Source organism: Bradyrhizobium sp. CCBAU 45321 (assembly GCF_028128975.1).
GTDB classification, from domain to species: domain Bacteria; phylum Pseudomonadota; class Alphaproteobacteria; order Rhizobiales; family Xanthobacteraceae; genus Bradyrhizobium; species Bradyrhizobium yuanmingense.
Genome location: NZ_LFKZ01000122.1, coordinates 143,502 through 166,647, shown reverse-complemented (window position 1 = coordinate 166,647; position 23,146 = coordinate 143,502). Strand labels below are relative to the sequence as shown.

The 23,146-nt window shown below is 64.6% G+C and carries 22 protein-coding genes; 15 read left to right on the top strand and 7 right to left on the bottom strand.

What is annotated here, in order from left to right:
* The first annotated feature begins 4 nt into the window (after positions 1-4).
* Complete coding sequence (locus ACM43_RS18855; protein ID WP_271542081.1) at positions 5-517, top strand: flagellar biosynthesis protein FlgN; 513 nt, start codon at positions 5-7, stop codon at positions 515-517.
* Entirely contained in the window at positions 514-972 is a 459-nt protein-coding gene (locus ACM43_RS18850; protein ID WP_036007081.1) for a hypothetical protein, read from the top strand. Before ACM43_RS18855 ends, ACM43_RS18850 begins: the two co-directional genes overlap by 4 nt.
* Positions 973-1,084: 112 nt before the next feature.
* Here the strand turns inward: ACM43_RS18850 and ACM43_RS18845 are convergent, their stop codons facing one another.
* Complete coding sequence (locus tag ACM43_RS18845) at positions 1,085-1,855, bottom strand: response regulator transcription factor (RefSeq protein WP_157281875.1); 771 nt, start codon at positions 1,853-1,855, stop codon at positions 1,085-1,087.
* 815 nt (positions 1,856-2,670) lie between these two features.
* On the opposite strand from ACM43_RS18845, the gene ACM43_RS18840 reads away from it, so the two are divergent.
* Positions 2,671-3,651, top strand: coding sequence for a hypothetical protein (locus ACM43_RS18840; protein ID WP_271542080.1), 981 nt, complete (start codon positions 2,671-2,673; stop codon positions 3,649-3,651).
* A gap of 12 nt (positions 3,652-3,663) precedes the next feature.
* Here the strand turns inward: ACM43_RS18840 and ACM43_RS18835 are convergent, their stop codons facing one another.
* Positions 3,664-4,242 (bottom strand): MarR family winged helix-turn-helix transcriptional regulator, encoded by a 579-nt coding sequence (locus tag ACM43_RS18835; protein WP_271542079.1) that lies wholly within the window; start codon positions 4,240-4,242, stop codon positions 3,664-3,666.
* Between the two features lie 617 nt (positions 4,243-4,859).
* Here ACM43_RS18835 and ACM43_RS18830 point away from each other — a divergent pair.
* Entirely contained in the window at positions 4,860-5,747 is an 888-nt protein-coding gene (locus ACM43_RS18830) for a dienelactone hydrolase family protein (RefSeq protein ID WP_271542078.1), read from the top strand.
* A 58-nt stretch (positions 5,748-5,805) separates the two neighbouring features.
* Here ACM43_RS18830 and ACM43_RS18825 read toward each other — a convergent pair whose 3' ends face one another.
* Together ACM43_RS18825 and ACM43_RS18820 are read right to left on the bottom strand one after the other, a co-directional pair.
* Positions 5,806-7,074 (bottom strand): serine hydrolase domain-containing protein, encoded by a 1,269-nt coding sequence (locus tag ACM43_RS18825; protein ID WP_157281867.1) that lies wholly within the window; start codon positions 7,072-7,074, stop codon positions 5,806-5,808.
* 122 nt (positions 7,075-7,196) lie between these two features.
* Complete coding sequence (locus tag ACM43_RS18820) at positions 7,197-8,045, bottom strand: SDR family oxidoreductase (protein WP_271542077.1); 849 nt, start codon at positions 8,043-8,045, stop codon at positions 7,197-7,199.
* Positions 8,046-8,199: 154 nt separating this feature from the next.
* Between ACM43_RS18820 and ACM43_RS18815 the strand changes: the two genes are divergently transcribed.
* Positions 8,200-8,994, top strand: a complete 795-nt coding sequence (locus tag ACM43_RS18815; protein ID WP_271542076.1) for an HAD family hydrolase — start codon at positions 8,200-8,202, stop codon at positions 8,992-8,994.
* Here the strand turns inward: ACM43_RS18815 and ACM43_RS18810 are convergent.
* Positions 8,979-9,386 carry a nuclear transport factor 2 family protein gene (locus ACM43_RS18810; RefSeq protein WP_036007097.1) on the bottom strand — a complete coding sequence of 136 codons (408 nt, stop codon included), beginning with the start codon at positions 9,384-9,386 and terminating at the stop codon, positions 8,979-8,981. The two genes, ACM43_RS18815 and ACM43_RS18810, sit on opposite strands and share 16 nt — an antisense overlap.
* A 95-nt stretch (positions 9,387-9,481) precedes the next feature.
* On the bottom strand, positions 9,482-10,966 hold the full coding sequence (locus ACM43_RS18805; protein WP_271542126.1) for a mannitol dehydrogenase family protein: 1,485 nt from the start codon (positions 10,964-10,966) through the stop codon (positions 9,482-9,484).
* A 158-nt stretch (positions 10,967-11,124) separates the two neighbouring features.
* Here ACM43_RS18805 and ACM43_RS18800 point away from each other — a divergent pair, with 158 nt between their 5' ends.
* The 6 genes from ACM43_RS18800 to uxuA all read left to right on the top strand — a co-directional run bounded on the left by ACM43_RS18800 (position 11,125) and on the right by uxuA (position 17,502).
* Positions 11,125-11,937 carry a FadR/GntR family transcriptional regulator gene (locus ACM43_RS18800; RefSeq protein WP_271542075.1) on the top strand — a complete coding sequence of 271 codons (813 nt, stop codon included), beginning with the start codon at positions 11,125-11,127 and terminating at the stop codon, positions 11,935-11,937.
* 80 nt (positions 11,938-12,017) lie between these two features.
* A complete protein-coding gene (locus ACM43_RS18795) occupies positions 12,018-12,983 on the top strand; it encodes a sialic acid TRAP transporter substrate-binding protein SiaP (RefSeq protein ID WP_404546305.1) in 966 nt (321 codons plus the stop codon).
* A gap of 219 nt (positions 12,984-13,202) precedes the next feature.
* Positions 13,203-13,781 (top strand): TRAP transporter small permease, encoded by a 579-nt coding sequence (locus tag ACM43_RS18790; RefSeq protein WP_271542074.1) that lies wholly within the window; start codon positions 13,203-13,205, stop codon positions 13,779-13,781.
* 4 nt (positions 13,782-13,785) lie between these two features.
* The gene (locus tag ACM43_RS18785; protein WP_036042393.1) at positions 13,786-15,192 is read left to right on the top strand and encodes a TRAP transporter large permease; all 1,407 of its coding nucleotides are present in this window, start codon (positions 13,786-13,788) and stop codon (positions 15,190-15,192) included.
* Positions 15,189-16,238, top strand: a complete 1,050-nt coding sequence (locus ACM43_RS18780) for an L-idonate 5-dehydrogenase (RefSeq protein WP_271542073.1) — start codon at positions 15,189-15,191, stop codon at positions 16,236-16,238. The genes ACM43_RS18785 and ACM43_RS18780 overlap by 4 nt, the downstream gene beginning before the upstream one ends.
* A gap of 76 nt (positions 16,239-16,314) precedes the next feature.
* Positions 16,315-17,502, top strand: a complete 1,188-nt coding sequence (gene uxuA, locus ACM43_RS18775) for a mannonate dehydratase (RefSeq protein ID WP_271542125.1) — start codon at positions 16,315-16,317, stop codon at positions 17,500-17,502.
* A 239-nt stretch (positions 17,503-17,741) separates the two neighbouring features.
* Here the strand turns inward: uxuA and ACM43_RS18770 are convergent, their stop codons facing one another.
* Positions 17,742-18,680 carry a LysR family transcriptional regulator gene (locus ACM43_RS18770; RefSeq protein WP_157281852.1) on the bottom strand — a complete coding sequence of 313 codons (939 nt, stop codon included), beginning with the start codon at positions 18,678-18,680 and terminating at the stop codon, positions 17,742-17,744.
* A gap of 211 nt (positions 18,681-18,891) precedes the next feature.
* Here ACM43_RS18770 and ACM43_RS18765 point away from each other — a divergent pair, with 211 nt between their 5' ends.
* From ACM43_RS18765 to ACM43_RS18750, 4 genes are read left to right on the top strand one after another with little or no spacing between them, the layout of a single operon-like run.
* Positions 18,892-19,974 (top strand): ABC transporter ATP-binding protein, encoded by a 1,083-nt coding sequence (locus ACM43_RS18765; RefSeq protein WP_271542072.1) that lies wholly within the window; start codon positions 18,892-18,894, stop codon positions 19,972-19,974.
* 37 nt (positions 19,975-20,011) lie between these two features.
* Positions 20,012-20,728 carry an HAD family hydrolase gene (locus ACM43_RS18760; RefSeq protein ID WP_157281848.1) on the top strand — a complete coding sequence of 239 codons (717 nt, stop codon included), beginning with the start codon at positions 20,012-20,014 and terminating at the stop codon, positions 20,726-20,728.
* A 14-nt stretch (positions 20,729-20,742) separates the two neighbouring features.
* Entirely contained in the window at positions 20,743-22,050 is a 1,308-nt protein-coding gene (locus tag ACM43_RS18755; protein WP_271542071.1) for an NAD(P)/FAD-dependent oxidoreductase, read from the top strand.
* 22 nt (positions 22,051-22,072) lie between these two features.
* Positions 22,073-23,119, top strand: a complete 1,047-nt coding sequence (locus tag ACM43_RS18750) for an ABC transporter substrate-binding protein (RefSeq protein ID WP_271542070.1) — start codon at positions 22,073-22,075, stop codon at positions 23,117-23,119.
* Positions 23,120-23,146: the final 27 nt, after the last annotated feature.

The window sequence follows — 23,146 nt, the reverse complement described above, 5'->3', positions numbered from 1 at the left end:
TCCAATGCAGGCACAAGAAGGCGCGGTGGCCGTGGCGATGGACCAGGCGGTCGCGGACACCGAGATGGTGACGACGGAAGCCGAAGCGGGGGATGCGCTGCTGCCCGTGTTGCTGCCGATCGGGGGTGGCGAGGCAAGGGTCGACGCCGCCGACACGGTGAGATCGGACGAAATGCGTGGCCTGCTGGCCGCAATCCGCCGGCTCACAGGTATCGTCGAGGAGGAGACGACCGCGCTCGCGACCGGCCAGAAGATCGATTTCGACGACTTCAGCGCGCGGAAGAGCCGGAGCATGCTCGAGTTCGTCCGCCTGATGCGGGCGCGGATGCACCTTGGCGGCGAGGTCGAGATCACCGAGGAGATTCAGCGGCTGCGCGAGAAGCTCGAGCGAAATCGCTCCATTCTGGAAATGCACTACGACGCGGTCCGCGAAGTCGCGAGCATCATCGTCAAGGCGGTCAAGGACGCCGAGTCCGACGGCACCTATACCGGTCGCACAGCGCAGGACGGAAAATGATCAGGCTGGTGCTGGCCGGGCTCTGGGTATGCATCCTCACGGCGGGCACGAGCTATGCCGTCGCCTATTGGAAGGAGAAGGGCAGCCTGCTGCCGGCGAAGGACGAGTATCTCGAAGGGCTGCAATATCACAAGACGCGGGCGCTGAGCGTGCCGATGGTCGAAAACGGCAATGTCCAGGGCTACATCGTCGCGCGCTTCGTCTACACCATGGAGGCGCGGACCATGCACCAGCTGAACGTCCCGCCGGAGCCGTTCGTCGTCGACGAGGCCTTCCGCAGGATCTATGCCGACGATCGTCTCGACTTCAGGAAGCTCGCCCGTTACGACCTCGCCATCCTGACGACGGCCATCAAGCAGCGCGTCAACGAACGGATGCAGGGTGACATCGTCCAGGACGTCCTGGTCGAGGACTTCAATTACGTGTCCAAGGAAGAATTCCAGCAGAAGCCGTAGCGCGGGATGGCTGTATAAGCGCTGCTCATCCGATCGTCTCCGCCGCTGAACGTGCAACGGCCTCCGCGAAGTGCGGAGGCCGTTGTCGGTTCGTGCCAGGCTTGCGCCCTTGTCAGTTTCCGGCCGGGTATGCCGCGGGGGCGGCCTGCGCCCGCTTCAAGAGGATGCCGACGTCCTCGAGCTCCTGCACCGGCTCGTCGAGAGTTTCGCCCGCCGGGATGTTGAGGCGGTAGCCGACGTAACGCCTTGCCACGATCGCGTCGAAGCCGAGGCGGTCGCGGAGCTTCTTGCGCAGCTTGCTGACGTGGCTCTCGATCACGCTCTCGTCGAAGGTGGACTCGAAGATGCCGTAGACCGCGTTGAAGATCTGCGTCTTGGTGATCCACTTGCCGTGGTTGGCCACCATATATTCGAGAATGCGCAGTTCGCGGCGGGGCAGGGTGAGGGCGTGGCCCGCGATTTCGGGATCACGGCCGTTGAAGAAGACCTGGATCCTGCTCTCGCAGGGCCTCGGCAGCTCGCCCACCCGGCGGCGCGCGATCGCGGCCGTTCGTGCGAGGATCTCGCGCAGATGGATCGGCACGTGCACGACGTCGTCCACGCCCGATTCGAACAGCTCCAGCGTGTTCTTGAGCATCTTCTGGCCGCTCATGGCGATGATAGGAGCCGATGAGCGCTTGCGCATCGCCCGCGGCAGGCTTCCGCGGGCATCGCAATCCCCGAGGAGAAAAGCGTCCACCGCCGCCAGATCGGATTCGCTCGCAGATTGCAGCCAGTCCCAGAATTCTCCGGAGGAGAAGCCGATCGACGATACGCCTTCGCGAACGAGCCCTCCGACATAGCTGTTCGCGACGCTCTCACGATCATCAACGATAATATACATCAGTCTTTCGCCCCTGTTTCGCACTTGTTGCGGCCGGTTGGTTGTTGTGATGCCCCGGCTCGGCAACGATGCTGTTTGACGACATTCCATCCCGCGAACCGTTGTTGTGGTTTCGATATTCGCGGGCAGCCCTACGCGTTCAGCGCCTGCGTCTCGCAGGCCTGTTACTTCAACTCGATACTGAAACGCTTACTGCGTGAGGCTCGGCGGGTGTCTTACTGATCACCTCGCGGAGCAGGTTGAGAAACGACCTAGAACAGTTGCGCCAAGTTGCTCATCGCGTCCGAACACTGCTGAACCGTGTCGATCTCCTCGCCAACTGGCGAGAATCACTTGAGTAGAACCGTAGCGATTGCCGATTCCCGATCAAGCGTGCGTAAGAAAGCGATTGCTACACGCGCTTGATGCTGTTGATTTGTTTCAGGTTGTTTCTTGATGTATCAGATCGCATCAGTTGATTTTGATGCCAAACTAGTTTTGCATCGTGATGGTTGTATAGTTCCGCATCCCCGTACAATTACAGCTATTTCGGGTGGTGCTCCGGGCACGCACATTGATGGGTTTTCAACCCCGGATTGACTCTGGAACTCGCTTTTCCGCATGCGGCAGTTCGACTCACGTTGCGCCAAGACTCCAACTTGGTGAAATCTTGGCGTGTGTGTGTCTTTCGAGTCGCACTATCGCCACGTGTATGACGCGATCGACTCATGCGATGTCGCATCGCGCGCGATGAACGGCTTTCGACCCGCACGTTTCAGGCAAGCTTCGGCAAATATCGTCGTTCGACAGACCGAAACCGAACGGAGCATTTTCATATGTTGTCCGATGGACAAGCTCGTCCCAACGCGACCGCGGATGCTTCCGCGGCGGCGAAGCCGGCGCCGGACGCGAGCGATGCAATGGACAACGCGGCGCGAACGACCAAGCCTGCCGCGAGCGAAAAGCGCGTATCGGCCGCGGCCAGCGACGAGGCTCTCGCAAAGGAGGCACTCGATGGCTTGAAGCGCATCCGTGCCAAGGCCCGCCTCGACAAGATGGCGATCCCGAAGCCCGCGCCGGCCGTGATCAAGCCGGCCGTGATCGTGGCGAAGCCGCCGCCACCCCGTCCGACATGGGTCGCGCCGCTCGCAACTCTGGCGGTCGCCGCCATGCTCGTGGTCTGCGCCTGCACCGGCGTGATCGCCTATCTCACCACGCAACCCGCGCCGAACAACGCTGCGGCCAATGCGGAAATCAGGATTCTGCGCGAGACCGTCGCGCAACTGCGCAAGCAGGTGTCGGGCGTGTCTGAAAACCTCGACGGCTTGCGGACCGCGGTCGATCAATCCAGCAAGGTCACGAACGATCGCTTCGGCAGGTTTGCCGAGAATCTCGACCGGATCGAGCGGGTGAGCTCGTCCTCCACGGTGAAGCTCGACAAGCTCGCTCAGGTGCAGGCCCAAGCCCAAGCCCAAGCCCAAGCCCAAGCCCAAGCTCCCGCGCCGGCGACGGTGCAGACGCAGCCGGTGTTGCCGCAAGGGCCGATGATGGCCGCGGTCGCCGCGCCCGAGTTCACGGGATCGGTGCCCGCGCCCGAGCGTGCGTCGGCGCCGCGCAAGGCGATCAAGGGCTGGGCGGTCCGCCAGGCCTATGAGGGGATCGCGATCCTACAAGGCCCGAACGGCGTCATCGAAGCCGTGCTGGGACAGCAGGTGCCCGGCCTTGGCCGCATCGAAGAGATCAGGAACGAGAACGGGCGCCTGGTGGTGGAAGCCAGCGGCCGTGTTATCTATTCGTCGCGCAAGGCGACGCCCTGATCGAGCCGCCTTCTACTGGCGGTGATGCTCGAAGCTGGTGCACAGCAGATCGACCTCCGCCTCGGCGATCGGTGCGCGAAACAGGCGGCAGCTGAACTCGGCCGTCGTCTTGCTGTCGGTATTGGCGCGATCCTCCCGCAGGAAGATGCACCGCTTGCAGACGTCGGTGTGGTGCCGCTGCTCGGCGGCATCGGAGTGGTCCAGCACGTGCCGGAACGTGTCGCGGAAGCGGATCTTGACCTCGTCGTCCAGAACGGCAATCGCTTCGACGAGGACGCTGACGGGATCGCGCATCAGGAACTTCTTGCCCTGCTGGGTCACGCTCAACGTCACCGACCGCTTGTCCGTGGCCGAGCGCTTCCGCTCGAGATAACCGAGCCGCTCGAGCTCGCCGATGATGAACGAGGCGGTGCCGCGCGTGGTGCCGACGTAGCTCGCCAGCGCCGAGGGGGTTCGGGAAAATCGGTTGGCGCGGGAGAGAAAGCGCAGCGCCATCCATTCGCGGTCGCGCAAACCGTGCTTGGTGCCTTCGAACCAAAGGATGCGTGCGGCCTGCTCCAACAGTTCAATCGATTCACGAGCCAAATTCATTTCAGTTCCAGGTCGGATAACGTTTATTCAATTGGGCCTCAGGTAGCGCAATCGGGGGCGGACGAGAATGAGACCCGCTCGCGCTCCGTCGTCCGTTGCGGGCGAGCATCGCGCGTCGCGGGAAGAAGCCTCTGCGTTTCCGAAGATGGAACTTCCGGCCGTGGAACTAGGGTGTCACAAAGAAAGACCGGGTAAATCGCGCGGCCAAGATCCTCTGAAAATTTCAATCAAATGACCGCGGTTCGCACGTGATTTGGTGATGATGAGCGATGCGCAAGCAACATGATGTGTCACTGTCGTCACCCCGGCTGCCATTTGTTGCGGCAGGGCACGTCGGGTGCGCGCACAGGTGCATTCTCTACAGCGCCGAGCGGCCTGGCCGGCAGGGAAAGAACCATTCCTTTCGGTTAATGGATGTTGCGATGCAGTGCAGCCAGACGGTTAAGTCCGGCACACGGCCCACGCTCCGGCGGGCGGCGGACACCGGCGCTCGCCAACGAAGGGCTGACGTGGCGAGCCGCGTCCTCGCAGGCTGGTGACTTGCGTTTATCCGGCAATTATCGGCGAATGCGGCGCCCGAGGGGGCATCAGCATGGGAATCAGGAATGGGAAGATCGATGAGCTTTGAAACGACCGTGACATCCGACGTCGTTGGACTGACGAAAGTGGCTCCGCTCTCGCGGCGCGGATTCATGAGCGCCACCGCGGCCGTCGCCGCTGGCTACACCCTCGCGGCCGGTCCGGTCCGGGCCGACATCATCACGACGGATACCAGCGGCCTCCAGGCCGGCGATGCCAGGATCAAGGTCGGCTCCGAGGAAATGCCCGCCTATTTCGCCCGCCCGGCCGGCAACGCCAAGGCGCCGGTGATCATCGTGGCGATGGAGATCTTCGGACTGCACGAATACATCCGGGATGTGACGCGGCGCCTCGCCAAGCTCGGCGCGTTCGCAGTGGCGCCCGACTATTATTTCCGCAAGGGCATCGACCTGACCAAGGTCACGGATATCAAGGAGCTGCTGCCGGTGGTGAATGCTAAGCCGGACGCGGAGCTGTTGTCGGATCTGGACGCGACGGTGGCCTGGGCAGGATCGCAAGGCGGCGACACAACGAAGCTCGGCATCATCGGCTTCTGCCGGGGTGGCCGCACGGTCTGGGAATATGCCGCCCACAGCGGTGCGCTCAAGGCGGGCGTTGCCTTCTACGGGACCTTGGTCGATCCAGCCAACCCGTTGTGGCCGAAGAGCCCGCTGCAGCTCGCGCCCGAGATGAAGGCGCCGGTGCTCGGCCTCTATGGTGGCGCCGATACCGGCATTCCCGTCGCCCAGGTCGAGCAGATGAAGGCCACGCTCGAGCAGAGCAAGAAGACGGCCGACTTCAAGATCTACCCCGAAGCGCCGCACGGCTTCCATGCCGACTATCGCGGCAGCTACCGCAAGGACGCCGCGGAAGATGCCTGGAAGCAGGCAGAGGCCTGGTTCAAGAAATACGGCGTGTTGAGCTGACGCTGATTAATAAGGGCGGCCGGAGCGGCCGCCCTTTCTCTTTCAGGGCATGACGATCTCACTTCGTCATCGCGCCGTAGACGATGTCCTGGACCTGCTCGCGATAATACTTCCTGAGCTCACCCGGTGCCGCCGTCCCTACCACGACGACGAGACGCTCCTTGGGATCGCAGAAGAACTGCGTCCCGTAGGCTCCGTTCCAGGTGAACTCGCCCGGATTGCCGGGGACCGACGACAATCCTTCGGCCGTCCGGACCGCCACCGAAAGGCCGAAGCCGAAGCCGCCGCGATGCGGCTCGACATTGGCGACGTTGTTCTTGATCTCGGGGCCGAGATGGTTCGCCGTCATGTGACGGACGGTCTTCGGACCGAGGATGCGCTGGCCGTCGAGCTCGCCGCCGTTGAGCAGCATCTGTCCGAAGCGGATGTAGTCGCCGACCGTCGCGAAGGAGCAGGCGCCGCCACAATCGAACTTGGTTGGGGTGTCCAGGAGCTTGATGGCCTGCGGCTTGCCCGTCAGCGGATCGTTCGGGAAGGGGCGGGCGAGGCGCGGGCGCTGCGCCTCGGTCGGATGGAAGGTCGCATCCTTCATGCCGAGCGGCTGCCAGACATTGGCAGCGAGATAGTCGCCAAGCTTCTGCTCGCTCACCTTCTCGACGACCGCGCCGAGCACATCGATCGAAAAGCCGTATTCGAACGCGGTCGAGGGCTGCTGCGCCAGCGGCAGCTTGGTGATGCGATCGATGAAAGCCTGGGTGTCGCCTTCGATCGCCGGCGCAATGCCATCGGGATATTGCCGCGCCACCGGGCTCGATGAGTCGGGGCGGCCGCCATACATCAACCCCGACGTATGCCGGTAGAGATCGTGGATGAAGATCGGCGAGGTCTGCGGTTCGAGCTTGAGTGATCCGTCCGCCTGAGGCACGCCGACCTTCATGTCGGCGAAGCCCGGGTAGTATTCGGACAGCTTGGCCTGGAGCGGCAGCCGTCCCTGCTCCATCAGCGTCAGGCCGGCGACCGCTGCCATCGGCTTGGTCATCGAGGCCAGCGCGAAGATCGCGTCGAGCGGCATCGGCGTGCCCTTGGCCGGATCGAGCAGGCCATAGGCCTTGTAGTGGACGAGCTTGCCGTCGCGCGCAATGGCGACCACTGCGCCGGGAACGCGCTTGGCCGCGATCTCGCGCGCGAAGAAATTATCGAGGCGTGCAAGGCCTTGCTTCGAAAATCCGACATCGTCGGGACTGGCTTCGGGCAGCGGCGCAGCGCGCGCGGCGCCGAGCGTGACGACAGCAATCGTTGCCGCGATCATGGCGATCGTCTTATTCATTGCATTCTCCCAAGAGGCGAGCTCGTTGTGCAGTGGCTCGCTCGATGCCTAGATCATGACCGCACAGGGACGAAGTCAAGCGCGGGGGCGGCATGTCTGGGACGCATCGGAGCGCAGGAACCCTAACGTCCTTCGCCTGCGCGCCAGAGAGCGTCGAGGCCGTGCCGATAGGTGGGGCAGGCCAGCGTGACGCCGAGCTCGCGCTTCAGTTTCTCGTTGGAGACGCGGGCGCTGCTGGCATAGAAGCTGCGCGCCATCGCCGACATCTCGGCGGTGGCGAACGCTTCTTCCGGCGGCGGCGCCACGCCCATCAGCTGCGCGGCATAGCCGATCACGTCCTGCGGCGGCGCCGGCTCGTCGTCGCAGACGTTCCAAACGCCGCCGCCCTGGTGATGAACAGCGGCCATGATCGCGCTCGCGATGTCATCGACGTGGATGCGGTTGAACACCTGTCCCGGCTTGATGATGCGCCTCGCCGTTCCCGCGCGCAGTGTCGCCAGCGCGTTGCGGCCGGGACCGTAGATGCCGGCAAGCCGCAGGATCGCGGCATCGCCGCCCGTCGCATCCGTCCAGGCCTGCTCCGCCGCGATCCGCATCCGCGTGCGGTCGAGGATGGCCTGCGGCGGCGTGCTCTCGTCGACCCACGCTCCACCGTGATCACCGTACACCCCGATGGTGGAGAGATAGATGGCCTTGCGTTGCCGCCCTGTCAGCACGTCCGCGAAGGCTGCGAGCGCGGGATCGCCGCCGCTGCCGGGCGGGATCGACACCAGGAGGACGTCGGCGTCGCGAACCCGTTCAACCGTCTCGGGCGACGGAAGGCTGCCGGAAAACGGATGCACCTCGATCCCGGCAAGGTCGTCCCGCTGCGCGGGATTGCGCACGGTGCCGGCGACATGCGAGAAGCTGTCGCCGTGCTTGCGGACGAAATGCCGCGCGCTGTAGCCGAGGCCGAGGATGAAGAGCCGCATGCGTCTCCCGTGCAGGTCGAAAGTTCCCGTTCGCGCGTCGCGCCCCGTTCGCTCATAAGAGATTTTTGGGTCCGGCAAAAGATATTGCGATTTGTCTCGCCCTCCGGCTCGGCCGATGCTCGCTTTACGCAGCGTCGGAAGGGAGGCATCGATCATGCAGGCCGAAGCGTTGGTTCAGCCGCCAGCGGACGCCGCCGATCTGATCCGGCGCGCGGCCGCGCTGATCTTCGACGTTGACGGCACCCTGGCCGAAACCGAGGAGCTGCATCGGCAGGCCTTCAACCTTGCCTTCGCCCGCCACGGGCTCGACTGGCAGTGGGACCGCGCCGTCTACAAGGACCTGCTGCGGGTGACGGGCGGCAAGGAACGCATGCGCGCCTACCACAACGGGCTACTGACCGCTCCGCCCTTGTCGGACGGGGACATCGCAGAGCTTCACCGCATCAAGACCGCCCATTATGCCGAATTGGTCGAGACCGGCCGCTGTCCCTTGCGGCCGGGCGTGACGGATTTGCTCAGGGCCGCGAAGGCGCGCGGCCAGCGGCTTGCGATTGCGACCACCACATCGCACGGCAATATCGATGCGCTGTTGTCGCAGGCGCTGGGCAAACGCTGGACCGCGGATTTCGACGCAATCGTCGCCGGCGACGACGTCAGGCACAAGAAGCCGGCACCGGACGTCTATCTCGAGATCCTGGCGCGGCTGAAGCTCGAGGCATCCGATTGCGTTGCGATTGAGGATTCCGGCAACGGCCTGATCGCGGCCTCGCGCGCGGGCATCCCGGTTCTGATCACCCGTAGCACGTTCTTCGGAGGCGACGACTTCACCGGCGCGCATATCGTGCTCGACGATCTGTCGGAACTTTCGACCGCCAAACAAAAGCTGAAAAACGACCCCATGCACAGTAGATCACGGCGCCGTGATCGCCGCGCTCAGTGGACGCGGTGACTGGCTCTATCGTCCTCGGCCTGTTCGACAATCTGCGCGATCGGGCTGGACTGATGGTGCACCAGGCGCCAGTCGTCGCCGACGCGGCGAAAATGGTTCGCCGCAGCCAACGCGGTGCCGTCGACGATCTCGATGCAGAGCACGCGGGCGCTGTCGCCGTCGACGATGGCCTGCGGCTCGGCGCAGACGATCTGCGGCCGCTGCGGGTTTTGCAGGATGTCGCGCCAGCTTCCGATCACTGTGGCGCGGCCGATGATGGCCGGCCAGCCGGGATGGATGCAGGAGATGCCGTCGTCGTCCGCCCACATCCGTTCCATGCCGGCGAAGTCGCCGGTCGAGAACGCCGCGTAAAAGGCCGCGTTGGCGGCGATGACCTTAGTGTCGTTTCCCATCGCTCTCGGGTGGGGCAAGGACAGGCAAAAATCAAGCGCGACTTTCCGTCGACTTTGGCCGCAGTGCAGCATTCATGATGCTGCCCACGTCGTGGTCACGCCGAAACGTGCGTTGCCACGGCCCGCCGCGCGCCGTCGGCATAAAGGCGGCCGAGCGCCGCGGTAACGGCCTCGCGCAGGCGCGGCTCGGCGCCGAGCGGCCCGAACACCTTCGCCACCCCGAGCAGTGCCGGCGCGAGGCGCTCGGCAACGGGTCCCGCCTCGCGCGCCAGCGCGGCGAACTCGGCGGCGAGCGGGTCGCGCACGTCGATCGGCCGTCCCTGCTCGTCGACGCCGCTGACGTAGCGCATCCAGGCGGCGACCGCGAGCGCATGCGTTGCGATCGGCAGGCCTCTCGCAAGGCGATCCTGCATCGCGCCGAGCAGCCGCTGCGGCAGCTTTTGCGAGCCGTCCATGGCGATCTGCCAGGTGCGGTGGTGCAGCGCCGGATTGGCGAAGCGTTTGAGCAGCGAGGCGCGATAGGCGGCGAGATCCGTGCCTGATGGCATGGTCAGCGTCACCGCGGCCTCTTCCATCACCTGCGCGGCAAGGCGCGCAAAATGCGGATCCTGCATCGTGTCGGCGATGGTCTCGTAGCCGGAGAGATAGCCGAGATAGGCCAGCGCGGAATGGCTGGCGTTGAGGAGCCGCAGCTTCATCAGCTCGAACGGCTTGACGTCGCCGACGAGTTCGACGCCCGCTGCGGCAAGGTCCGGCCGGCCCGCGGTGAAGCGGTCCTCGACCACCCATTGCGTGAACGGCTCGGTCATGACAGGCCAGGCGTCGCGCATGCCGAGCGCAGATGCGACCGCATCGCGGTCGGCATCCGTCGTCTCCGGCACGATGCGGTCGACCATGGTCGAGGGGAAAGCAACCGTGTCGGCGATCCACTTGCCGAGTTCCCTAGAACGCAGCGCGGCGAACTGCGTGACGATCCGCTGCACGGTGTGGCCGTTGGCGGCGAGGTTGTCGCAGCACAGCACGGTGAAGGGCGAAAGACCCTGCGCCCGCCGCCGTGCCAGCGCGGCGACGATGAAGCCCGGCGCCGAGCGCGGCGCGTCGAAATTATTGAGGTCGTGCACGACATCAGGATGCCGCTCGTCGAGATCGCCGGTCTGCGGCGTGTGGCAATAGCCCTTCTCGGTCACCGTGAGCGAGACGATGCGGATGGCGGGACCGGCCATCCGCTCGATCAGGGCTGCCGGCTTCTCGCGCGCGACGACGCTGTCGAGCAGGGCGCCGATCACGCGGTGCTCGGTACCTTCGGCGGAACGCACGGCGACGGTGTAGAGATGGTCCTGCGGGGCGAGGGCGTCGCGCGTCTCCGGGCTGCGCAGGCTCGCGCCGATGATGCCCCAGGACATGCTGCCACTAGCAAGGCAATCGTCGATGAGGACGGCCTGATGGGCACGATGAAACGCCCCGAGGCCGAGATGCACGATGCCGGGCGTGACGCGCGAACAGTCATAGGCCGGACGGCGGATGGCAGGTGCCAGCCGGTCGAGATTGGCGCGACCAAGGCAAGTGGAATCAAGGCGCATCGAGCTCTGGCGCATGGACGTCTTCCCTTTGCTTTGCCGCTGCTTGACATGGCGTCCGTATCAGGTCAATGCTCCGGTCAATTGGTAAGACCAATTTTCCAAATTGGCGGGCCGCGGGCGCCGAAGGCGCCGCGCGAGACCTTTTCGGGAGGACCAGCGTGCCGCTGGAAGCTGTGGAGGCGAGACGGCTCTATCGCCAGGTCGCCGATCAATTGCGAAGCCTGATCGACAGCGGCGAGTACGCGGTCGGCAGCCGCTTGCCGACCGAACGCGAGCTCGCCGAGCAGCTCAAGGTGTCGAGGCCCACCGTGCGCGAAGCCTTGATTGCGCTCGAGGTCGAGGGCCGCCTGCGCATCCGCGTCGGATCCGGCATCTATGTGATCGAGCCCGCCGCAATCGCCGCGCCGGCGCCATCAGCGGTCATAGAAGGCCCGTTCGAGCTGCTGCGTGCCCGCGAATTCCTCGAAAGCGCCATCGCAGAGCAAGCCGCGCGCGTGGCGACCAAAGATGACATCGACCGAATCGACGCCGCGCTCGTCGCGATGGAGAATGTCGACCATCCTGGCGAAGCCTCGATGGTTCATGACCGCGCCTTCCATATCGCCGTGGCAGGATGTCTCGGCAATGCCGTGCTGGTGCGGGTGGTCGGCGAGTTGTTCGACCAGCGCCTCAATCCCTATTTCGCGCAGCTAGCGCATTATTTCGAGAACCCCACCACGTGGCGAACCGCGCTCGACGAGCACCGGGCCGTGCGTGACGCCATCGCTGCGCGCCGGCCGCTGACGGCCCATGACGCCATGCGCGATCACCTCGCGCATTCGCAGGAGCGCTTTGCACAGAATTTTGGTGCCGAGACATCAGCAGGGGCGCCGGCTGCACAGAAGCGGGCGGCGCCGTCCGGGGTTCAGCCGGCGAAATCAAAACGACCATCGAAGAAACAGGCCAAGAGCGGTGGCGCGCGGAGGCCATGAAATGGGCGGTCCGTTCCGGTTCGGGGCGGGCAAACAAGAAGCAGACTTGAACGATGGAGGAAAAGTCGATGTTGAAGAAGATGACGATTGCAGCAGTGATGTCCGCCGCCACGCTGTTGGCAGCGACCAGCGCCAGCATGGCGCAGACCAAGCTCAAATGGGCCCATGTCTACGAGCCCTCGGAGCCGTTCCACACCGCCTCGGTCTGGGCCGCGCAGGAGATCGGCAAGCGCACCAACGGCCGCTATGCGATTGAGGTCTATCCGGCCTCTCAGCTCGGCAAGGAGACCGACATCAACCAGGGCCTCTCGCTCGGCTCGGTCGACATCATCATCTCCGGATCGAGCTTCGCGGCCAAGAGCTTCGCGCCGATCGGCGTGACCTATTATCCCTACACCTTCCGCGATGCCGATCATCTGCTCGCCTACACCAAGAGCGACATCTTCAAGGAGCTCGCCAAGGGCTATGAGGACAAGAGCGGCCACCACATCGTCGCGGTGACCTATTACGGCGTGCGCCAGACCTCGTCCAACAAGCCGATCAAGACCTGCGCGGACATGAAGGGCCTGAAGATCCGCGTGCCCGACGTTCCGGCCTATCTCGCAATGCCGCGCGCCTGCGGCGCCAACACCGCGCCGATCGCCTTCGCCGAGGTCTATCTCGCGCTCCAGAACGGCACCGTCGAGGCGCAGGAAAATCCGCTGACGACGATCGAGGCTAAGAAGTTCTACGAGGTGCAGAAGCACATCGTGCTGACCGGCCACATCGTCGACCATCTCAACACGGTGATCGCCGGCGCGCTGTGGAAGAAGCTCAGCGACGAGGACAAGAAGATCTTCACCGATGTGGCGCAGGAGGCGGCTGCCAAGGCCACCGGAGAGATCAAGCAGAACGAGGCCAAGCTGGTCGCCTTCTTCAAGGACAAGGGGCTGACCGTGACCGAGGTCGACAAGAACGAGTTCCGCGACACCGTGCTGAAGAACGTCGCGTTCGAGACGTTCGGATACCGCAAGGCCGACTGGGAGAAGATCCAGGCGGTGAAGTGACCGCCGCTTGCCCCGCCATAAGACCCTCATGGTGAGGAGCGCGAAGCGCGTCTCGAACCATGAAAGCCCAGGCGTCGCCCGGGGGCATCCTTCGAGACGCTTGCTTCGCAAGCTCCTCAGGATGAGGAGCGGAGCAAGCGTGAGACAGTAGAACAAAGACGTCATTCCGGGTTCGACGCTGACGCGTCGCCCCGGAACGACGATTTGGAGAGAGGTAACATGTCCACCGCCGAAATCCACCGGCAGATCACCGCGGACGAGATCGCGCACACCTTCGAGGAGGAGGCGACGCCGAAGGTCGATCTCGGCGTCTACGCCTTCGAGGACTGGGTGGCGCTCGCGATCTTCTGGGTGATGGCGCTCGCCGTCTTCCTGCAGTTCTTCACCCGTTACGTGCTCAACGACAGCTACGCCTGGACCGAGGAGATCGCGACCTATTGCCTGATCGGCGTGGTCTTCATCGGCTCGTCGATGTGCGTACGGCTGTCGCGGCATATCCAGGTCGACCTCGTCTATCGCTACCTGCCGCATGCCGTAGGGCGCGTGCTGTCGACCGCGATCGACCTGATCCGGATCGCCTTCTTTGGCTACGCCATCAAGCTGGTCTGGGTCTACATCAGGATCATCGGCGACGAGCAGATGACCACCATCAATCTTCCCAAGGACTATGTCTATTACGCCGTGTTGCTCGGGTTCGTGCTGATGCTCGCACGCTCCGTGCAGGTGGCAATCCAGAACTGGCGGCAGGGTTACTCGGTCCTCGAACGTCCCGGTGCCTACGACGGATCGGAAGGATAAAACCATGCTGCTGTTGCTCGGAGGCTTTCTCGTTCTCATGCTGCTCGGCGTTCCCGTGGCGATCGCCATGGCGGTGTCGTCGCTGCTCTACATCCTGGTCAGCGGCGTGACGCCAGATGTCACGCTGGCGCAGCGCATGATCGCCGGCGTCGAGAGCTTCCCGCTGCTCGCCGTGCCGTTCTTCATCCTGGCCGGCAATCTCATGAACATCGCCGGCGTTACCGGCCGCATCTACAAATTCGCGGTTGCGCTGGTGGGGTGGATGCGCGGCGGCCTCGGCCACGTCAACATCATCGGCTCGGTGATCTTCTCCGGCATGTCCGGCACCGCGATTGCGGATGCCGCCGGTCTCGGCACCATCGAGATCAAGGCGATGAAGGACCACGGCTACTCCACCGAGTTCTCGGTCGGCGTCACCGCGGCTTCGGCAACGCTCGGGCCGATCATCCCGCCGTCGCTGCCGTTCGTGATCTACGGCATGATGGCGAACGTCTCGATCGGCGCGCTGTTCCTGGGCGGCGTCATTCCCGGCGTCGTGCTGACGCTGTTCATGATGGTGACCGTCACCTATTTCGCGCACAAGAACAAATGGGGCAGCGACACGCCGTTCTCCTGGCCGCAGCTCGGCTCGGCCGGCCTCGAGATCCTGATCGTGCTGTCATTCCCGATGGCGATCTGGCTGATGGTCCTCGCCGGTCTCTCGGTCAACACCGCCGTCGTCATCGGCCTCGGCACGCTGCTCCTGATCGACTGGTATTTCGATTTCTCGGCGGTGATGGCGCTGATGGCGCCGGTGATCCTGATCGGCGGCATGACGCTCGGCTGGTTCACGCCGACGGAAGCTGCGGTTGCCGCGGTGATCTGGTCGCTGTTCCTCGGCCTCGTGCGCTACCGCACCATGACGTTCCAGACCGTCGCCAAGGCGACTTTCGACACCATCGAGACCACGGCCTCAGTGCTGTTCATCGTCACGGCGGCCTCGATCTTCGCCTGGCTGCTCACGGTGTCGCAGGCGGCGCAGATGCTGTCGGACTGGATGCTCAGCATCACCCAGAACAAATGGGTGTTCCTGGCGCTTGCCAATGTCCTGATCCTGTTCGTGGGATGCTTCATCGACACCACGGCGGCGATCACCATCCTGGTGCCGATCCTGCTGCCGATCGTGCTCAAGCTCGGCATCGACCCCATTCATTTCGGCCTGATCATGACGCTGAACCTGATGATCGGCCTGCTGCATCCGCCGCTCGGCATGGTGCTGTTCGTGCTCGCCCGCGTGGCAAAGCTCTCCGTCGAGCGCACGACGGTGGCAATCCTGCCCTGGCTGGTGCCGCTGATGCTGGCGCTGATCGCGATCACCTTCATTCCCGAACTGACCCTCTGGCTGCCAAAATACATGGGACTCTCCAAATGACCTCGACTGCTCTCGCCGCGACCCTGTTCGGCCCCGAAGACCTGCGCATGATCGAGCATCCGCTCGACAAGCTTAGCCAGGGCATGGTCCGCATCCGCTTCGGTGCCGGCGGCATCTGCGGCTCGGACATGCACTATTTCCGTCATGCCCGCACCGGAGACTTCGTGGTGAAGTCGCCGCTGGTGCTGGGACACGAGATCTCGGGCGAGGTCGTGGAGATCTCCGGTGCCGCTGCGAACCTGAAGGTCGGCGACCGCGTCGCCGTCAACCCGTCGCGCTGGTGCGGCCATTGCGTCGCCTGCCGCGAAGGCCGGCCGAACTTGTGCGAGAACATCTATTTCATGGGATCGGCCTCGAAGACGCCGCACATGCAAGGCGGCTTCGCCAATTATTTCGATGCGATCCCGGCGCAGTGCGTGAAGATCCCGGACCACGTCTCGTACCAGGCCGCGGCGCTGGCCGAGCCGCTCGCGGTGTGCCTGCACGCGGTCGCGCGCGCCGGCAAGATCGAGGGCAAGCGCGGCATCATCTTCGGCGCCGGCCCGATCGGGCTTCTGACCATGCTCGCGGCGCACCGCGCCGGCATGGCCGACATCACCGTGGCCGACATCGCGCCGGCGCCGCTGGCTTTTGCGACCAAGCTCGGCGCCTCCCATGTCGAGAATGTCTCGGCCGGCGAGGAAGGGCTGAAGGCGCAGGCCGCGTTGCGCCCCTATGACGTCGCCTTCGAGGTCTCGGGCACGGCTGCGGGCCTAGCCAGCGCGATCGGCATCGTCAGGCGCGGCGGCGTCGTGGTGCAGATCGGCAATCTGCCGGGCGGCCAGATCCCGACGCCGTCGAATGCGGTGATGGCCAAGGAGATCGACCTGCGCGGCTCGTTCCGCTTCGGCTTCGAGTTCATGAATGCGGTGGAACTGATCGGCAACGGCAGCGTCGACGTGTTGTCGCTGGTCACCGCCGAGCGGCCGCTCTCGACCGCGCCTGATGCGCTGCGGCTGGCGCTGGACCGCTCGCAGAGCGTCAAGGTCGTGCTGACCGCGAACTGACTTTTGTTTTGACGCGTTTTCTTCACGCGAACCGCGTACCGACTTCGCTCGAAAACGCTTTGGGAGGCAGCACATGATGCTGGAGGGATGGCGCTGGTACGGGCCGGATGATCCGGTCTCGCTCGATGATGTCAGGCAGGCCGGGGCGAGCCAGATCGTCTCGGCGCTGCATCAGGTGCCGATCGGGGAGGCCTGGACGCGCAAGGCGGTCGAGGAGCGCAAGAATTTCATCGAGAATGGCCAGCCCGGCCGCTCGCAGCTGACCTGGTCGGTGGTGGAATCGATTCCGATCCCCGACGACGTCAAGCGCCTCGGCGGAAAAGCGACCAAGTCGATCGAGGTGTGGATTGCGAGCCTGGAGGCGGTGGCGGCCAGCGGCATCAAGATCATATGCTACAACTTCATGCCCGTGGTGGACTGGTGCCGCACCGATCTGGAATGGGAGCTGCCGAACGGTGCCCGTGCCATGCGCTTCGACCAGGACCGCTTTGCGGCATTTGAACTGCACATCCTGAAGCGCCCGGCGGCCGCGCAGGAGTATAGCCCCGAGCAGCAGGCGCGCGCGAAAAAGCTGTTCGAGCAGATGAGCCAGGCGGATATCGACTATCTCGTCATGGTGATCGCCAGCGCGCTGCCGGGTTCGACCACCGAGCCGATGACCATCCCGCAATTCCGCGACCGGCTGGAGACCTATCGCGACATCACGCCTGAGATCCTGAGGCGGCATCTCGCGGAATTCCTCGCGCGCGTGACGCCGGTCGCCGAGCAGCTCGGTGTCTCCTTGACGCTGCACCCGGACGATCCGCCGCGGCCGCTGTTCGGCCTGCCGCGCATCGCCTCGTCGGCCGACGATTATCAGGCGCTGTTCGATGCGGTGCCGTCCAAGGCGAACGGCATCTGCTTCTGCACCGGCTCGCTCGGAGTGCGCGCGGAGAACAATCTGCCTGAAATGGCCGAGCGTTTCGGCCCGCGCATCGCGTTCGCCCATCTGCGCGCGACCAAGCGCGAGGCGGACGGGCTGTCGTTCTACGAGTCCGACCATCTCGACGGCGACGTCGACATGATCGCGGTGCTCAAGGCGCTGCTAAAGGAGAACGCACGGCGCGCACCGGACAAGCGAATCGTGTTCCGTCCCGACCACGGCCACCGCATGCTCGACGATCTCGCCGCCACCAAGCGCACCAATCCCGGCTACACCGCGATCGGCCGCCTGCGCGGCCTCGCAGAGTTGCGCGGCGCGATCAGGGCGATCGAGCATCGGTAGAGCCACAACTCTATCCACGTCGTCATTGCGAGCGCAGCGAAGCAACCCAGAATCCCTCCGCGGAAAGACTCTGGATTGCTTCGCTACGCTCGCAATGACGTGGAGGGAGGGGGGCGACGCCTCCACAGCGTCATGGCCGGGCTTGTCCCGGCCATCCACGCCTTACCACGTGGCACGGCGAACGTGGATGCCCGGGACAAGCCCGGGCATGACGGCTTCTTGTGAAGCTCGCTCCAGGCTCAATAGCACGCCGCCATGGCGCCGAGCTTCGGATAGAGCCGGTCGATCGCGGCGATCTCGCTTTTCATCTGCGCGATGATCCAGTCGCGGATCTCGGCGGCGATCGGGCGCATCGGGCGGTTGCGCGGCGGCAGGAATTCGCAGATGCGGCGCGTGGTGGTGAGCCGGTCGGAGGCCGGCACCAGCGCGCCGGTGAGCAGCCAGTGCGAGGCGACCGTCAGCCAGCCGAGCGCGATGCCCTGGCCGAGCAGCGCGGCCTGCACCACGACCGCATAGTCGGTAAAGCTCAGCGCCTTGGCCGCGCCGCGGCGGCCGGTGAGGAGGGAAGCGTAATCCGCAGCCCAGTCGCCCGGTGTCTCGGCGAGGCGGATGATGGTGTTGCCCTCGGCGGGATCGGTCTCGCCGAGATAGCCGGGGCTGCACATCGGCAGCATCACTTCCTTCATCACCAGCGTGCCGCCGGAGGGCGGCTCGTCGCGGTCACGGAAGCGCATGCCGAGATCGACATTCTCCACCGGTCCGCGCAGCGCGCCGGAAATCAACTGGAAACGCAGATCGACTTGCGGAAACTGCTTCTGCAGCTTGTCGATGCGCGGCATTAGCCAGTGCGTGGTGAAGGCGGAGGAGACCGACAGCGTCACCGTCTCGGTGCCCTTGCGGCGCCGCTCGATCTCGACGAGCCCGCTCTCGATGCTGCGGAAGCCTTCGAGCACGCGGCGATAGAGCAGCTCGCCTTCCTCGGTGAGCACCGCGCGGCCCGCCTTGCGATCGAACAGGCGGACGCCGAGATGCTCCTCGAACTGGCCGAGCATGCGGCTCACCGCCGGCTGCGTGACGTTCAGCTCGGCGGCCGCAGCCGTGAAGCTGCCATTGCGCGCCGCCGCGTCGAAGACGAACAGGGCGTTGCCGGACGGCAGCATGCGACGGAGCTCTGGCATAACGTCATGTTATGGGCGCGGTGAGAATTTGGCAATTGCCGGATTTTGCCAAGTCTGGTGTCATGAGCATGACAGCCTAAAGACAGGCTTTTAGAGCGAGGATTTGGTGCAGCGCACGCTTCGGCCGTGAGTGCTCCAAATCCCTGTCTATAAAGCAGGCTTATGGCGCGCAGTGAGGCACGCCGGCTGAGGGACATCGCGAGGTCGATCGTTGGACAAGCGAGCGGAAAGCGTCGAGATCAGGTCCGCCAGCAAGGCCTATGGCGCCGTTCGCGCCCTCGATGACGTTTCGCTCAATGTCAGCGCCGGTGAATTCGTCTCACTGCTTGGCCCGTCCGGCTCCGGCAAGACCACGCTGCTCGGCATTTTGGGCGGCTTCATCCTGCCGACCTCAGGCACGATTCTATTCGGAGGCCGTGACGTCACCTACATGCCGCCGCACAAGCGCGACATCGGCGTGGTGTTCCAGAACTACGCGCTGTTTCCGCATATGAGCGTCGGCGAGAACGTCGCCTTTCCCTTGCGCGCGCGACGCCTGCCGAAATCCATCTGGCCGGACAAGGTGCGCGCAGCGCTCAGCATGGTCGGGCTTGCCGGCTATGAAGAGCGCGGCATCGCGCAGCTCTCCGGCGGTCAGCGCCAGCGCGTGGCGTTGGCGCGCGCCATGATCTTCGAGCCGCGCCTGATCCTGATGGACGAGCCGCTCTCGGCGCTCGACAAGCAGCTCCGCGAATCCATGCAGATCGAGCTGCGCGCGTTGCACAAGCGCATCGGCGCGACCATCATCTATGTCACCCATGACCAGCGCGAGGCGCTGACCATGAGCGACCGCGTCGCCGTCATGAAGGACGGTCGGTTGGTCCAGATCGACGAGCCGGCGCGGCTGCATGACCATCCCGTCGATTCCTTCGTCGCCAGCTTCATTGGCGAAGCCACGATGCTGCCGGTCCGCCGCGTCGATGGCTCCAGCGTTGCGCTCGGCAATGCCTTGCTGCGCAGCGCACGCGCCATTCCCGATGGCGATGCCCTGATGCTGGCCGTGCACAGCGAGAAGCTGCTGATCGATGATGGCGCGCAGGATGCCGCCTGTAACCGGCTGACCGGGACCGTCACCGACATCGTCTATCAGGGCGAGAGTCTGCGCGTTTTCCTCGCGCTCGCCGATGGCATCGCACTCAGCCTGCGCCAGCCGAGCTATCACCAGGCCTATCACCGCATCCCGCCGCTCGGCGGCAGCCTTACCGTCACGCTCCACCCCGAGGACACCATTGTCGTGCCCAGGGTGCGGGACTGAAACTGAAGCCTCATCCAACCCGAGAGAAGAAACTGATATGTCGACACAAGCCGCGTTCAGCAATTTCAAGGTGCTCACCTTCGACGTCGTCGGCACCCTGATCGATTTCGAGACCGGCGTGCTTGAAGCGGTCCGCAAGATCGGAGGCAAGAAGGCGGCCGAGCTCAGTGATGACCAGATCTTCGAATCCTACAAGCGCGGGCGCGATAAGCATTACGAGCGTTCGAGCGAGGTGATGTTCTACGTCTACCGCTATCTCGCCAACGAGCTCGGGCTGCCGGCGGACGATGCCTCCTGTGACGTCTTCCAGCTTGCCGTGCTGCGCTGGGGGCCGTTCTCGGACTCGGTCGAGGCGCTGAAGCGCCTGCGCACGAAGTTCCGCCTGGTGGCGATGACCAATGCCGACCGCGTGGCGCTGTCGTGCTACGCGCATGCGCTCGGTAATCCCTTCGATGACACCGTCTGCGCCGACGACACCGGCGTTGCAAAACCGAACCCGGAATTCTTCGCCTACAACAAGGGCCGCCAGTCGGCCTTCGGCTACAAGCAGTCCGACATCCTGCACGTCGCGCAGAGCCAGTATCATGACATCGGGATCGCGCGGAAGCTCGGCTACAAGGTGTGCTGGATCGAGCGTCGCCAGGGCATCGCCGGCTTCGGCGGCACGCCGGCGGTGGAGACGCTGACCAAGCCGGACTTCCATTATCCGACGTTGAAGGCGCTTGCCGACGCGGCCATCGGGCCGGCGGCGTAACGGAGAGCTGTGGCATGACACGGGACTGGCGCGCGCTGCCATCGGTCAATTCACTGTGGGAAGCCACGGCGGAGCCGGCGCGCGCGTTTCCCGTGCTGTCGGGCGAGCAAAAGGCGGATGTGGTGATCATCGGCGCCGGCTACACCGGCCTCTCCGCCGCGCACCACATCGCCAAGAGCGGGCTCAGCCCCGTCGTGCTCGAAGCGAACCGCCCCGGCTGGGGCGCGAGTGGGCGCAATGGCGGGGTGATCACGGCAAAGTTCCGCCTGTCGTTTCGCGAGATCGATGCCGCGCACGGGCGCGCCATGGCACGGCGCATGTACGAGATCGCGCATGAATCGACCGACATGGTCGAGGAACTGGTGTCCGAATTCGGCATCACCAGTGCGAATTTGACGCGCACCGGCCAGGTCAAGGCCGCGCATAACGAGACGACGCTGAAGGCTGCGATCGACGAAGCCAACTGGATGACGCGCGAAATGGGCTCCGGCGCGGTCCGCATCCTCGACAGGAACGGCGTGCGCGAGGAGACCGGCTCCGACATCTTTGTCGGCGGCGTGCTCAATCCCGGTTCGGGCGGGATACATCCGTTGAACTATCTGCGCGGCCTCGCAAACGGCGTTGCAAGCCGCGGCGTTCCGATTTTTGCGCAGTCGCCGGTCGTCAAGCTCCGGCACGAGAACGGCGGCATCGTCGCCGAGACGCCGCAAGGCGCGGTGCGTGCAAAACAGGCGATCATCGCCACCAACAGCTATTCGGATCTGACCGGCGCCACAGTGCATCTGCAGCGCACGCTGATTCCGTTCCGCAGCGCCATGGTCGCAACCGAGCGGCTCCCCGGCAATCTCGCGGGAAAACTGATGCCGACCGGGCGCACCTACACCGAGACCAAGCGCATGATGCGCTGGTTCCGCATGGTCGACAACCGCGTCATCTTCGGCGGCCGCGGCGCCTTCGGCAAGCAGGATTCGCAAGCCGCGTTCGACGCCTTGCGCAAGGCGATGGTCGGCATCTTCCCCGATCTCGCCGATGTCCCGCTCGCATACAAATGGTCAGGGCTGGTTGCGATGACGCTGAACTCGGTCCCGCATATCGGACGGCTCGACGACCGCACGCTCTTCTCGGTCGGCTACAACGGCGCCGGAGTTGCGATGTCGAGCCTGATGGGCCGCTATCTCGCCGCCTTCGCGCGCGGCGAGACGCCCGACGTCGGCCTGCTCGACGCACGACGCATGAAGGCGATTCCATTCTATCCGCTGCGGGAGCCCGCCGTGCGCATGGTCGCCGGATGGTACCAGTTTCTCGATGCGATCGGTCGGTGAGATCTATTTGGAGGAGGCGAGGATGACGATGAAGCAGAAGTTTGGACTGGGCTGCGCGCTGCTGGGCGCAATCGGATTGACCAGCGCGGCTGATGCCGCCGAGCAGATCACCTTCGTCTCGCAGGGCGGCGCCTATCAGCAGGCGCAGACGGTGGCGATCCTCGATCCCTCCGCCAAGAAGCTCGGCATCACCATCAACCAGGACTCCATTCCGGACGCCTGGCCCGCGATCAAGACGCAGGTCGGCAGCGGCAAGCCGATCTGGGACGTCGTCGACACCCCGACCGGCAACTGCCTGCGCGGCGGCGAGCAGGGGCTGATGGAGAAGCTCGACTTCTCGAAGATTCCAAACGGCGCGGCGATGCCGGAGGCCTATCGCAGCCCCTATTCAGTGTCCTACGAGTTCTATTCGAGCGTACTTGCCTACAGCCAGAAGAAATTCCCGAAGGACGCGCCGAACAGCTGGGCCGATTTCTGGGACGTGAAGAAATTCCCCGGCCGCCGCGCGCTGCGCAACCATCCGTTTGCAACGTTAGAGGCGGCGCTGATGGCCGATGGCGTCGCGCCCGACAAGCTCTATCCGCTCGACGTCGACCGCGCCTTCAAGAAGCTGGAAGAGATCAAGCCGCACATCACGGTGTGGTGGACCTCGGGCGCGCAGTCGGCGCAGTTGCTCAATGACGGCGAGGTCGACATGGAGATGGCCTGGAACGGTCGCGTCAGCGCGGTCGCCAAGGAAGGCGCGAAGGTCACCTTTACCTACAACCAAGGCATCCTGCAGAGCACATCGCTCTGCATCCTCAAGGGCGCGCCGAATCTCGCCACCGCGGTGAAATTCCTCAACGAGGCCATTGATCCCGTGCACCAGGCCAATCTGCCACTGCACATCGACTATGGCCCGGGTAACCCCAAGGCCTTCGAGACGGGCGTGATCAAGCCCGAGCGCGCCGCGCAATTGCCGAGCGAGCCGGCCAACGCCGCCAAGCAGGCGCTGATGTCCTACGCCTGGTGGTCCTCGCCGGCCGGCGAAGCCGCCGAGAAGCGCTGGGCGTCCTTCATGCAGAAGTGAGCGAGGCAGCGTTGACGACTTCAGCGC

What these genes read in the sequence shown, in the direction of transcription:
- ACM43_RS18770 (WP_157281852.1), bottom strand. Translation starts at nt 18,680, where the DNA reads ATGCCAGAGCTCCGTCGCATGCTGCCGTCCGGCAACGCCCTGTTCGTC.
- ACM43_RS18780 (WP_271542073.1), top strand. Translation starts at nt 15,189, where the DNA reads ATGACCTCGACTGCTCTCGCCGCGACCCTGTTCGGCCCCGAAGACCTG.
- ACM43_RS18850 (WP_036007081.1), top strand. Translation starts at nt 514, where the DNA reads ATGATCAGGCTGGTGCTGGCCGGGCTCTGGGTATGCATCCTCACGGCG.
- ACM43_RS18810 (WP_036007097.1), bottom strand. Translation starts at nt 9,386, where the DNA reads ATGGGAAACGACACTAAGGTCATCGCCGCCAACGCGGCCTTTTACGCG.
- ACM43_RS18815 (WP_271542076.1), top strand. Translation starts at nt 8,200, where the DNA reads ATGCAGGCCGAAGCGTTGGTTCAGCCGCCAGCGGACGCCGCCGATCTG.
- ACM43_RS18750 (WP_271542070.1), top strand. Translation starts at nt 22,073, where the DNA reads ATGACGATGAAGCAGAAGTTTGGACTGGGCTGCGCGCTGCTGGGCGCA.
- ACM43_RS18755 (WP_271542071.1), top strand. Translation starts at nt 20,743, where the DNA reads ATGACACGGGACTGGCGCGCGCTGCCATCGGTCAATTCACTGTGGGAA.
- ACM43_RS18845 (WP_157281875.1), bottom strand. Translation starts at nt 1,855, where the DNA reads ATGTATATTATCGTTGATGATCGTGAGAGCGTCGCGAACAGCTATGTC.
- uxuA (WP_271542125.1), top strand. Translation starts at nt 16,315, where the DNA reads ATGCTGGAGGGATGGCGCTGGTACGGGCCGGATGATCCGGTCTCGCTC.
- ACM43_RS18820 (WP_271542077.1), bottom strand. Translation starts at nt 8,045, where the DNA reads ATGCGGCTCTTCATCCTCGGCCTCGGCTACAGCGCGCGGCATTTCGTC.
- ACM43_RS18840 (WP_271542080.1), top strand. Translation starts at nt 2,671, where the DNA reads ATGTTGTCCGATGGACAAGCTCGTCCCAACGCGACCGCGGATGCTTCC.
- ACM43_RS18785 (WP_036042393.1), top strand. Translation starts at nt 13,786, where the DNA reads ATGCTGCTGTTGCTCGGAGGCTTTCTCGTTCTCATGCTGCTCGGCGTT.
- ACM43_RS18790 (WP_271542074.1), top strand. Translation starts at nt 13,203, where the DNA reads ATGTCCACCGCCGAAATCCACCGGCAGATCACCGCGGACGAGATCGCG.
- ACM43_RS18805 (WP_271542126.1), bottom strand. Translation starts at nt 10,966, where the DNA reads ATGCGCCTTGATTCCACTTGCCTTGGTCGCGCCAATCTCGACCGGCTG.
- ACM43_RS18835 (WP_271542079.1), bottom strand. Translation starts at nt 4,242, where the DNA reads ATGAATTTGGCTCGTGAATCGATTGAACTGTTGGAGCAGGCCGCACGC.
- ACM43_RS18825 (WP_157281867.1), bottom strand. Translation starts at nt 7,074, where the DNA reads ATGAATAAGACGATCGCCATGATCGCGGCAACGATTGCTGTCGTCACG.
- ACM43_RS18855 (WP_271542081.1), top strand. Translation starts at nt 5, where the DNA reads ATGCAGGCACAAGAAGGCGCGGTGGCCGTGGCGATGGACCAGGCGGTC.
- ACM43_RS18830 (WP_271542078.1), top strand. Translation starts at nt 4,860, where the DNA reads ATGAGCTTTGAAACGACCGTGACATCCGACGTCGTTGGACTGACGAAA.
- ACM43_RS18760 (WP_157281848.1), top strand. Translation starts at nt 20,012, where the DNA reads ATGTCGACACAAGCCGCGTTCAGCAATTTCAAGGTGCTCACCTTCGAC.
- ACM43_RS18795 (WP_404546305.1), top strand. Translation starts at nt 12,018, where the DNA reads ATGACGATTGCAGCAGTGATGTCCGCCGCCACGCTGTTGGCAGCGACC.